Raw genomic sequence first — 11,760 nt, forward strand, 5'->3', positions numbered from 1 at the left:
AAATTAGTGAAGAAATCTTTTGAGGAGGGATATAGTGAATAAAACAATAATTGGCGGAGTATTCAGAAACCAGGAAGAAGCAGTTCGTGCGATTGAAGCGCTCCATGATTTAGGTTACTCCAAAGAAGACATTTCCATATTCGCAAAAGATAATGATGATATTAAAGGGATTGAACATGAAACAAACAGCCATGTTACCGAAAGTGAAAGCGGGAGAGGCAAAAATGCAGGGAAAGGATTCGGTATCGGTGCTGGAACCGGCGGTGTGCTTGGCGGTATCGCAGGTATCATTGCTGAAGTCGGTTTATTGACGATTCCGGGCATCGGTGTGCTGGCCGCTGCAGGTCCACTCGCCACAGCCCTTAGCGGTGCAGCCATAGGAGCCGGCGGAGGCGGTCTTGTTGGTGCTCTTACAGGAGCAGGCATTCCGGAAGAACACGCAACGGAGTATGAAGACCAGTTGAACAAAGGTCATATTGTCGTGCTGGTTGATGCCGACGAAGATCGCAGAGATAAAGTCTATGGCCATTTCTCAGAGAACAATTCTCTAACTACTCACACCTACCCTGAACGTGTACGAGTAAATAACACGGATAATTCAAATCTTTAAGAAAGTGTAACCCCCGGCAGGAACTGGAGGGCACTGAAAATCTGCCGATTTCTAAACTATAACTAAAATTAATAAAGAAAAAGCCACCCCTTCTTCCTATAAAAGGAAGAAGGGGTGGCTTTTTCTTGGATATAAACATATATGCTGCCCTTTATTATCACATTAGTTTTAGGATCCTTTTAATATTTACCGCAAATATAGCCATGGCACCTTGTAATTCCATGCCAATTAGACCCGAGGATTCTGCTACATCATACCCGTGTCTGTGTTTTAGTTCACTATTTTTCGCTTCAATTTTATATCGTTCTTTTGCCTTTTCCTTAAAATACTCGCTTTCCTGGAATTTTGCTTGGGAGGAGTGCTGATCGGACTTTATAGTAACGGAATACGTCTTACTTTTGGCTCCTTCCTTGTAGCACCCTTCTCTCAGTGGGCATCTCTTACATTTATCCACGTCATAATAATAGGTGTCTGCCTGGTTTTTGCCTACTCCTTTTTTACCTTGCCTAGCTTTCCTTATAGCCATATGTCCTGCCTTGCAGACATACATACCCGCATCCTTATTGAATTCGAATTCGTCCTCTTTTTTTCGAGCACCCTGAGTGATTAGAGGGTTCAATTTTGAAACCAGTTTGATTTCATTTCCTTCACAATATTCAATATTATCTTTCTCGGAATAGGCCGCATCCCCAATAACCGTCTCCACTTCTATGCCCGCGTTTTTACTTTTCTCTATGAGTGTCTGCAGTTCTTTCCCGTCACTCTTTTCTCCAGTGGTAATGGTTGCGGCTGTAATAATACGTTCTTCACTCATCGCAAGATGAGTTTTATAGCCAAAAAAGGAGGAATCTGCTGTTTTGTGTCCCACTTTGGCATCCTGATCATTCATGCACTGGAGCTGCTCAATATCATCGGCAACCGTTTCTTTCAGGAGATTAAGCTGTTCCTTCACTTTGGGATATTCTAAAAGGATTTCTTCCTTTTCTATCACCTTAATGAGCTTTTGTGAGTAGGTTATCTCATCTTCCAGAACATCATTGGTTGGCTTCACAGGGAACTTGTCCTTCATACTTTCGTTAATCTTATAAATCGATTTTCTAAGATTCTTGGAGCGCTCCATAAGAATTTCCTTTGGCTTCATTTGATTATAGCGGGCTTTGGTATGGGTGGCATCAACAATAATGGACTTACTTTTTATAATTTCTTTCTCTATGGCAATCTCAACCGTCTTGTTGACAAGCATGTCTAATAAGTTCATGTCCTTTAACCTAAGTTTACGAAACTTAGTCAGAGAACTTGAATCAATGACGGGCTCTTCTGGAGCCATATTCAAAAAATACTTGAAAGACATATCATATTTAGACCGCTCAACAATATCGACATCTGATACATCGTGAATGGTTTTCAAAAACAAATATTTGAACATGCGAATAGGATCAATCGCATTTCGCCCATTATCATGACAATATTTATTCTTTAATTCATCAAAAATAAAGGAGAAATCGATTAAATCGTTTATTTTCCTTAACATATTGTCCTGAGGAACGACGATATCATAAAGGTCCATATACTTACTGAACATCATTGTTTGTTGTTGTTGAATCACTGGAAACCACCCACTTAATATTGTTAGTTCTATTATAAAGTAAGGATTTATTAGCGGGTAGTGTTCTTTTTTCTCAATGTTGATTGGAGTGGAAGGTGCACGACCTCCTGCGGGACTAGCGGGACAGGTGAGACCCCGCAGGCGAAGCCGAGGAGGCTCAACGCCCGCCCCGCGGAGTCGTGCACCTGGAACGGAAATCAACATTTTTTCGTGAAATCTGAAGTGAAAAAGGCAGAATCGCTCTTAGAGGTGAGCGATTCTGCCTTTTAGAACTTTATTGGACTTTTTCAGTGCCCTCCACAAACTGCCGGGGGTTTTTTTGAGTATTCAATGATCAACGGCGCTGAACGGCCGCTTGCGCTTTTTAGTCAATCCAGCTCCAGCGCCTAGCCCCTCGGGGTCATAAGCCAATCCGTCAGGAAGGTTAAAGAGCAACATTCCCGCCGGCTCGACTTATGCCTGTCGGGGCTGATCAAGGCGCTTGCGCTTTTTAGTCAATCCAGCTCCAGCGGCCAGCGCCTAGCAGATTTCGGTCTCCTTCCTTGCGATAAGTCATCATCAACTCGCTTTGCTCGTTGTGATTCCTTTATCTCATGCAGGAGCCCTCCAATCTGTACGGCGCTGAGCGGCCGCTTGCGCTTTTTAGTCAATCCAGCTCCAGCGCCTAGCCCCTCGGGGTCATAAGCCAATCCGTCAGGAAGGTTAAAGAGCAACCTTCCCGCCGGCTCGTCTTATGCCTGTCGGGGCTGATCAAGGCGCTTGCGCTTTTTAATCAATCCAGCTTCAAGGCCCAACGGCTATCGAACTTCAGTCTTCCTCCTTGCGATTAGTCATCATCGAATCGCTGTCGCTCTTCGTGATTCCTATATCTCATGCGTAAGCCTTCCAGTTCGTACGCCGCTGAACGGGGCCTTTCCGCTTTTTAATCAATCCAGCTCCAGCGGCCAGCGCCTAGCAGATTTCGGTCTCCTTCCTTGCGATAAGTCATCATCAACTCGCTTTGCTCGTTGTGATTCCTTTATCTCATGCAGGAGCCCTCCAATCTGAACGGCGCTGAACGGCCGCTTGCGCTTTTTAGTCAATCCAGCTCCAGCGGCCAGCGCCTAGCAGATTTCGGTCTCCTTCCTTGCGATAAGTCATCATCAACTCGCTTTGCTCGTTGTGATTCCTTTATCTCATGCAGGAGCCCTCCAATCTGAACGGCCGCTTGCGCTTTTTCGTCAATCCAGCTTCAGCGGCCAGCGCCTAGCAGATTTCGGTCTCCTTCCTTGTGATAAGTCATCATCAACTCGCTTTGCTCGTTGTGATTCCTTTATCTCATGCAGGAGCCCTCCAATCTGTACGGCGCTGAGCGGCCGCTTCCGCTTTTTCGTCAATCCAGCTTCAGCGCCTAGCCCCTCGGGGTCATAAGCCAATCCGTCAGGAAGGTTAAAGAGCAAACTTCCCGCCGGCTCGTCTTATGCCTGTCGGGGCTGATCAAGGCGCTTGCGCTTTTTAGTCAATCCAGCTCCAAGGCCCCAACGGCTATCGAACTTCAGTCTTCCTCCTTGCGATTAGTCATCATCGAATCGCTGTCGCTCTTCGTGATTCCTATATCTCATGCGTAAGCCTTCCAGTTCGTACGCCGCTGAACGGGGCCTTTCCGCTTTTTATTTAATAAACATCTGTGTCCAATATTTTCCCATTCCGCCGTCTTCTGCTATTCCGACGCCGATATGGGTTACTGATTTGTTCAGGATGTTTTTGCGGTGTCCAGGGCTGTCCATCCAAGCTTGTACGACTTCTTGCGGAGTTTCCTGGCCTGCTGCGATGTTTTCAGCTGCCGTGCTGTAATCGATTCCGAAGTTTTCCATCATTTCGAATGGTGATCCATAAGTAGGGGATGTATGGGAGAAATAATTCTTATTCACCATATCCTCAGACTTGATGCGCGCCACATTTGAAAGCTCTGTATGAGGCTTTAATGCTGGCAAACCATTCTTTTTCCGCTCGTTGTTTGTTAAATCAATAACCTGTTGAACTCGTTCATCCAGGTTTCCGGCTTCGGCATTTTGATTCTCATTTCCTTCGCTTTGCTGCTGTGGCGTTTCAGGTTCTTGAGACGATTGTCCCTCTCCAGCTTGTCTCTGCCCTTGTCCTTCTCCTTGCTCGTTCCCCTGTCCGGCATATTGTCTTACATTTTGACCGCCGTTTCTAGGATCGATCGGGACCACGAAACGTTGAGTGAACAGGTTTCTTCCTTGGCGCTGGACTGCAGGGTCCTGAGAATTGCGGTCATTGCCGGCAGTCCCGTTTCCGTTATTATTCGGGTTTTCACCGCTGAAGCTTACTGGATCGTAGTTTACATCCTGTGGATCTGCAAGTTCATTATTTCCATCATTATTGCACGCCGTCAACATAATCAGGGGTGCTAGTGCGCTTACCATAAAAAGTTTTAGCTTGGACTTCATTACAATTACCTCCTTAGATAGGTCGATTGACCATTATTAATATGTTCAGCCACAACCATTTTTAAAGAGGTAAAAACTGTATGAAGGAGGAGTTGAAAGAACGATTAATGTCATAAATAGCAATAAGAAAAGTCTTATGGAGTACCACTGATGCTCATGTGCTATTGGGAACTAATTCGTGTGGCTTCAATGTCCTTTAGGTAAGTAAGTGTTTTTTATTTTTTGAAATATCGTACAATTAAGTAAATTTTTGTCTTTTTTTTGTTATAGTGAATAAGAAAGGACTACATACTTTTAGGAGGGATTTTATCATGAATAGCACGGCATACAGAGATATTTTTGATAAATGCAAAACCAATGAAGGATATTTCGGTGATTTCAGGATTTCAGGAGATGATTATTTTATTTCTCCCGTTATTGATTCTATCCCAGGTCCCACGATCCAATATGCCGGGAAAGAAAAAGTGATGTGGGCAACCAATGATTATTTAGGTCTTGCCAATCATCCTGAAATCCGGGATGTTTCTGTTGAAGCAGCTGCTGAATGGGGTGTTAGCGGTCCAATGGGATGCCGTATGGTTAGTGGAAATACGCGAGAACATGAAGCGCTAGAAAGAGAACTTGCTGAATTTGCGGATAAAGAGGCCTCTATTCTCTTTAACTTCGGATATTTAGGCATTATCGGCACAATTAGTTCCCTTGTTGGCAAAGATGATGTGATCATCATGGACAAATTATGTCATGCTTCTATTGTCGATGCGGCAAAACTTGCAGTATCGAATCCTAGAAACATCCGGGTGTTCCGGCATAATGACATGAATAGTTTGGAAAAATTATTAAAAACAGTCAATAAAACACGTAAAGGCGGCATTTTGGTATTAACAGAAGGTGTATTCAGTATGACTGGGGATCTTGCGAAACTCGATCAGATTTGCCAACTCAAAGAACAATACGGGGCAAGATTGTTTGTTGATGATGCGCACGGTTTTGGCGTGATGGGAAAGACGGGAAAAGGGGCTGCTGAACATTTTGGTGTTCAGGATCAAGTCGATATTTATCTGGCCACTTTTGCGAAGGCTTTTACAGCCATAGGCGGGTTTGCAGCAGCTAATCAAGACGTTATCGACTGGATTCGATACAATGCGAGAACGCAAATTTTTGCCAAAAGTCTTCCGATGGTTTATGTGAAAAGTCTTCATAAAACAGTAGAAATTGTCAAAACAGGAGATGAGAACCGTAATAGGTTATTCGAAGTATCGACGAAATTGACAGACGGACTTAAAAATCTTGGATATTTTGTGGCAGAAACAGATTCACCGATTCTTTCTGTTTATGTGCCTGGAGGCGATCTTTCTATCGGTCTTCCCTGGATAAAATTCTTAAGAGAAAATGGAGTGTTTTTGCAGGCTGTCATGTACCCTGTGATTCCAAAAGGGATGTTGATGTTCCGAATCATCCCGACCGCCGCTCATAGTGATGAACAAATTAGCTTTACGGTAGATGTATTCCGTAAACTCCGCGATCAACAAAAGATGCAGCTGGATATCAATTTAAAAGATGTAGACCGTATTTATTCTAATTCGTGACAATGGAAGAAATGAAAAAATGCTTCTCTTTCATGAGAAGTATTCAGACAGTAGACAAACCCGGCTTAAACCATTTGGTTGAAGCTGGGTTTGTTAATTTTTAAAAACCTGTAGATATGGTTCATAACAGACATCGTCTACAAGGCGAAGCCATAAGGAATGTCCATAAGGCTTATATATTTATTTGGAATTCAGTGTGACTTCAATAATCTCAGGTCTGTTAAAAAGCCTTTGAGGGATAATGCTGTTGCCCAAACCCCGATTTACAATAAGTGTTGATCCTTCCGCTTGAAACACCCCGGCATCATACCTGGGGAGAAATCCCTGGTCCGGAGCCACAATCCCTCCAACCAGCGGGAGGCGGAATTGTCCGCCATGCGCATGTCCTGAAAAAATTAGATCAATGGGGAATTTCTGATATTCAGAAAACAGCTCAGGCCTGTGGGCCAATAGAATGTTAAAGCCATCAGAAGTTCCTTTAAAAGCTGAATTCAAATTATCTTCAATTGAAGTTCCCGTGGCCGGATCATCAATCCCTAAAATGGTAACCTTCTCATTCCCTCTTTTTAATTCCAGATTCCCGTTTCGAAGAACCGTGATCCCATTATCGATCAGCTGTTCCTCCAAAGCTGAATATCTTCCAGACCACCACTCGTGATTACCGGTGACAAAGACAACGGGGGCTATCAGATTTAATTGTTCCATAAGCTTAAGGCTTGCCTTCTCATCGTAATCTTCACTATCCACCAAATCTCCAGTGAAGAAGATGATATCTGGCTCAGCCTTACGGACCTTATCAGATACAGCCTTCTGATCAGGATCAAAAGATTTGCTGTGAAGGTCTGAGAGCTGAATGATTTTATAACCATCAAATTCCGCTGGGAGCTTTTCATAGCGGAGAGTCATTTCTGTCTTCATGATGGAATTATTTTGCCAATGAAGAAAACCAATCAGAATGAATAACCCTGCTCCAACTGCGACTATCCTTTTCAATCCCTCACTCCCCCATTAAACAAGGCTGCTGTCCAGTTTCTTGGCAAAGGTATGAATAACCCGCTTCAGTGTGCTCTCGGTCTGAATGTCTGAGAAATCAATCCCTAACTGGACAGCAGTCATGGCAACTTCGGGACGAATGCCTGTCAATGTTGTTTCGACTCCGATAAGGCTGAGCGATTCAATGAGCTGGAAAATCTGATGGGCAACCATAGTATCGACCATAACTACACCAGATAGATCGATGATCAAGTAGGAGATCCCTGCATGGGTACTTTGATGCAGTGTGGTTTCCAATATGCTTTTTGCCCTGGCGGTATCGATATCCCCGATGATAGGGAGAAGACCTATATCATCAGTAAGTGTGATCACAGGGGCACTCAGCTCATTAATCAAATTGGATTGGGAGGATAATCTGGTTAAGAGGATCTCCAGAAAGTTATCCGTAAACGTTTCCATGACATAATCGAATGTCCTGTTTAGCTTCTTGACCCACTCCATGAGATCTTTGAGGGAAATATCGTGTTCTGTCTGCTCAGTGAATTTTTCTATATAATCCACTATCAGCATCCTGAAAATACCGCCATTCCGGGTCACTTCTGTCAGGGAAGTATCTGAGTTTGCTCTTTCTGAAGCTGTTTGTTCAGTCCAGCATGCGATGCATTTTTTCATCTCGTCTTCTTCTTGAAGTAGAGATTCGGCGATGAGCTTAACATATTTCCCGTTATTCTCCTTCATTTTTTCCATCACATCAGCAGGTGCATCCGGCGAGTAATGAGAACCTGCCCGGATATCTTGATAATTCAGCCAATCTTCGGTAAATGATGCAATATTCTCAATCAAAAAATTACTTAGAGACTCTGTTTTTTTATTCATAAGTGCTCCTTGTCTAAATAGGATGAGTTTATTTTTAAAAATAAGTCAGGCAAAGGAATATAATCGATATAAAAAAACAGTAAACTAATGGAAAAACTTATGTCAAGCGTTATGCCGGCTGAATGTGCTGCATCACTTGGTATAGAAAGGTTCCTCTTAATGTTTATACAATCATGGCCTGGTCAGAAACCGACAATTTCAGAAAATTCCATAAAAGTTTTTGTAGAATTATGTTTAAGAAGAAGAAGAACCGGGGTAGAAGAAGAAGCAGTAACGATATGTAATGCTTTTGTAAAAGAAAATCAAGTTTAGGGGGAGTTATCAGTGAGGAAAAAAAGTTTGGTTCTGCTTCTTTCCTTCCTTCTTTTTCTGTCAGGCGTTTTAGCGGGCTGCGGAAATGAAGAAGCAGCAGCAGGGACTACTGAAGACGGCAAGAAGGTAGTCGATTTTTGGACATTCTGGGGATCGGAAACAAGAAAGCCGATTATTGAAAAGATTATAAAGGATTTTAATGAATCTCAAGATGAAATTATTGTAAAACATACATATTTGCCTTGGGGTGACATTTGGACGAAAAATCTGGCATCAATTGCGGCAGGCGACCCGGCTGACGTCATCATCAATGACATCAACTCCGTTGCCCAGCGTGCAGAAAACAACCAGGCGGAAGATTTAAGTGAATATTTTGATGAAGGATTTAAAGACAACTTTTACCCTCATTTATGGGAAACGGTCGAATATGAAGGAAAGCCCTATGCGGTTCCTTTTAATACAGACACCCGGCTGCTTTTCTATAATAAAGATGCGTTCAAAGAAGCAGGCCTTGATCCGGAAAAGCCGCCTAAGACATGGGACGAGCTAGAAGAGTATGCGAAGAAGCTTGACAAGAAGAACGGCGGTGATTATGAGCGCATTGGCTTCTATCCTCTATGGGGAAGCGTAGGATCCGATGCCTGGATGGTAAGCGCGGACAATGGCAAGAACTTTGTTGAGGATGGCGAGGTCATGATCAATACGCCAAGGAAAGTGAAAGCTCTGGAATGGGTCAAGCAATGGAAAGACAGGATTGGCGAGAAAACCGTTCAGACCTTTGAAGCCGAATTCCAAAATCAGCAGGCGAATCCGTTTATCAGCGGTAAAATCGCGATGTGGGTGAATGTAGGTAATAATTACACGCAAATCAAAGAATTCAAACCTGATATGAATTTTGGGGTAGCTCCAGTACCTGCCTACAGTGAAGATGATGAACATTGGAGCAGCGGTGGAGGATTCGTTGCGGAAATTCCAAAAGGCTCCGATAATCCTGAAGCAGCGGCTGAATTCATTAAGTATTTAACAGGAAAAGAAGCTCAAAAGTACTGGGCTATGCAGAACTTTGATAATGTGGCGAATATTGAAGCAGCAGAGGCAGCAGCCGCTGAACTTGAAGGAAAAGATCAAGAAGTATATCAAGCAACGATTGATAACCTGGATACGACAATCTTAACGCCGACACCGGTAGAATATCCTGACTATCAAAACTTGATGAATCCTAAGGTTGATCAATTCATGATGGGAGAAACTGATGCTGAAGAGGCATTGGAAGCGGCACAGAATGCTGTTGAAAAAATGAAAAGGTAAATGCCGCTAAGAGAGAAGGGATTCCTTCTCTCTTTTGGTCCAGCACAATACTTGCACTCGGTTTAATAAAAAGGGGGGGTAATCCTATGAAGGGGTCCAACGCAGAATTAATATCAAACTCGACAGAATCAGGCAGAACCGCCGGTTTGCATTCCGGCAAAGCGAAGCTAAGGAGAAAAAATGATGCTGGCAGCAGGATCGTCTCAATGCCTGTAAAGAAAAGAGTGATTTCCAAGAAAGCCAAGGATAATCTTTTCGGATATTTGTTCATCAGTCCTTGGCTGCTGGGATTTTTGGGGCTGACATTGGGACCAATGCTGTTTTCATTAGCCGCAAGCTTTACAGATTATAACATCACATCAAAGATGAACTTTATTGGTTTCGATAATTACAAAAAAATGTTTACCATTGATGAAATGTTTTTAACATCACTATGGAATACACTTTACTTCGTATTATTTTCAGTACCGGCAACAACCGCAGGAGCTATTCTCCTAGCAGTGCTGTTGAATCAGAAGGTAAGGGGAATGAAATTTTTCAGGACCGTTTTTTATCTCCCTTCCATCTTATCGGGGGTAGCGGTGTACTTCTTATGGATGCAGCTGCTAAGTCCCAGTACAGGGATGATCAATACGTTCCTTGCCTGGTTTGGCATTGACGGGCCTGCATGGCTGTTTGATCCGGAATGGACCAAGCCTTCCCTGATTATTATGAAGTTATGGAGTGTGGGTGGAGGAATGCTGCTTTATTTAGCCGTCCTCCAGGGTGTGTCCAAGGAAATGTATGAAGCGGCAGAACTTGACGGAGCAAGTATCTTTCATAAATTTTTCTATATCACCCTGCCGATGATTACACCAATTATTTTCTTTGATATCGTCACAAGTACGATCGGTGCTTTCCAAATCTTCCAGGAGGCCTATGTCATGACAGATAATGGAAGCGGCGGCCCGGCAAATTCACTGTTGTTCTACAATCTCCATATGTGGAATAATGCTTTCGAAATCTTTGATATGGGTTACGCAACGGCAATGGCATGGTTCTTATTTGTGATCGTCCTGGTCTTAACCTTTATCAACCTGAAGTTCGGTAAGAAATGGGTTTACTATGAAGGGGGGGACAGAAAGTAATGGAGAACACGCAGAAGGTCAGCTTACGCGAATCGAAGAAATTCAGGGAGAAACTCCATGGATGGGTGATTCTCTTTATATTGATTGCCGGCAGTGTCGTCATTCTTTCCCCCTTGTTGTGGATGATTTCAACATCCTTAAAGACACCGCAGGAGATTGCGCAGTTTCCGCCGTCATTCCTACCGGAGAGCTTTCAGTTTTCAAACTATGTTAAAGCTTGGCAGACGGCCCCTTTTACCAGGTGGACACTTAACACATTATTGATTGCTGTGATCGGTACAGTCGGAAGTGTGTTCATTAACTCATTGGTGGCGTACGCTTTTGCAAAAATCCAATTTAAAGGCAGGAATATGTTATTCGTCCTGGTGCTTTCCACCATGTTGATTCCGGGATTTGTTACCATGGTGCCTCAATATATCCTGTTCTCAAAATTGGGCTGGATCAATACGTATCTTCCTTTGATTGTTCCCTCTTTCTTAGGGAGCGCATTTTTCATCTTCCTTTTGAGGCAGTTTTCACTTACCATTCCAAATGAATTGCTGGATGCAGCTGTTTTGGATGGGGCCAATCACTTCCAGATCTGGTGGCATATAATGGTGCCGCTGACCAAGCCGGCCTTGATTACAGTGGCGATTTTCTCCTTTAATGGAGCATGGAATGATCTATTAGGACCGCTTTTGTATTTGAATGATGAAAGTCTTTACACCTTGCAGATTGGCCTTCAGACATTTAAAGGGCAGATGCAGACTCAATGGCATTATTTGATGTCAATGTCCGTGATGGTTCTTGCACCGGTCGTATTGCTCTTCTTCTTCTTCCAAAAGCACTTCATCGAAGGATCCAATATTTCCGGCGGAATCAAATAAACAGCCAAGAAAAGAAGAAGCGGCCG

General features: G+C 43.4%; 9 protein-coding genes and 1 pseudogene. 6 read left to right on the forward strand and 4 right to left on the reverse strand.

All coding sequences use genetic code 11. The annotated features are described in order from the left end of the window. Positions 1-34 precede the first annotated feature (34 nt). Positions 35-610, forward strand: a complete 576-nt coding sequence (locus AC4E8A_RS04350) for a general stress protein (RefSeq protein ID WP_490197070.1) — start codon at positions 35-37, stop codon at positions 608-610. Between the two features lie 157 nt (positions 611-767). Here the strand turns inward: AC4E8A_RS04350 and AC4E8A_RS04355 are convergent, their stop codons facing one another. Together AC4E8A_RS04355 and AC4E8A_RS04360 are read right to left on the reverse strand one after the other, a co-directional pair. Next, on the reverse strand, positions 768-2,216 hold the full coding sequence (locus AC4E8A_RS04355) for an IS1182 family transposase (protein WP_490195673.1): 1,449 nt from the start codon (positions 2,214-2,216) through the stop codon (positions 768-770). A gap of 1,649 nt (positions 2,217-3,865) precedes the next feature. Continuing rightward, positions 3,866-4,228: pseudogene (locus AC4E8A_RS04360) on the reverse strand (CAP domain-containing protein); the annotation flags it as partial. A 749-nt stretch (positions 4,229-4,977) separates the two neighbouring features. On the opposite strand from AC4E8A_RS04360, the gene AC4E8A_RS04365 reads away from it, so the two are divergent. Then, positions 4,978-6,252: an aminotransferase class I/II-fold pyridoxal phosphate-dependent enzyme gene (locus AC4E8A_RS04365; RefSeq protein ID WP_490197072.1), complete on the forward strand. Its 1,275-nt coding sequence runs from the start codon at positions 4,978-4,980 to the stop codon at positions 6,250-6,252. Positions 6,253-6,432: 180 nt separating this feature from the next. On the opposite strand, the gene AC4E8A_RS04370 is transcribed toward AC4E8A_RS04365, so the two are convergent. Beyond that, entirely contained in the window at positions 6,433-7,245 is an 813-nt protein-coding gene (locus tag AC4E8A_RS04370; protein ID WP_490197073.1) for a metallophosphoesterase, read from the reverse strand. Between the two features lie 15 nt (positions 7,246-7,260). Then, the gene (locus AC4E8A_RS04375; RefSeq protein ID WP_490197074.1) at positions 7,261-8,121 is read right to left on the reverse strand and encodes an STAS domain-containing protein; all 861 of its coding nucleotides are present in this window, start codon (positions 8,119-8,121) and stop codon (positions 7,261-7,263) included. Positions 8,122-8,208: 87 nt separating this feature from the next. Between AC4E8A_RS04375 and AC4E8A_RS04380 the strand changes: the two genes are divergently transcribed. From AC4E8A_RS04380 to AC4E8A_RS04395, 4 genes are all read left to right on the forward strand, one after another. Beyond that, complete coding sequence (locus AC4E8A_RS04380) at positions 8,209-8,433, forward strand: hypothetical protein (RefSeq protein ID WP_490197075.1); 225 nt, start codon at positions 8,209-8,211, stop codon at positions 8,431-8,433. A 12-nt stretch (positions 8,434-8,445) separates the two neighbouring features. Next, complete coding sequence (locus AC4E8A_RS04385; RefSeq protein WP_490197076.1) at positions 8,446-9,741, forward strand: ABC transporter substrate-binding protein; 1,296 nt, start codon at positions 8,446-8,448, stop codon at positions 9,739-9,741. Positions 9,742-9,827: 86 nt separating this feature from the next. Next, complete coding sequence (locus tag AC4E8A_RS04390; protein ID WP_490197077.1) at positions 9,828-10,868, forward strand: carbohydrate ABC transporter permease; 1,041 nt, start codon at positions 9,828-9,830, stop codon at positions 10,866-10,868. After that, complete coding sequence (locus AC4E8A_RS04395; RefSeq protein ID WP_490197078.1) at positions 10,868-11,734, forward strand: carbohydrate ABC transporter permease; 867 nt, start codon at positions 10,868-10,870, stop codon at positions 11,732-11,734. The genes AC4E8A_RS04390 and AC4E8A_RS04395 overlap by 1 nt, the downstream gene beginning before the upstream one ends. Positions 11,735-11,760 lie beyond the last annotated feature (26 nt).

This window comes from Bacillus sp. SRL337, from assembly GCF_984799155.1.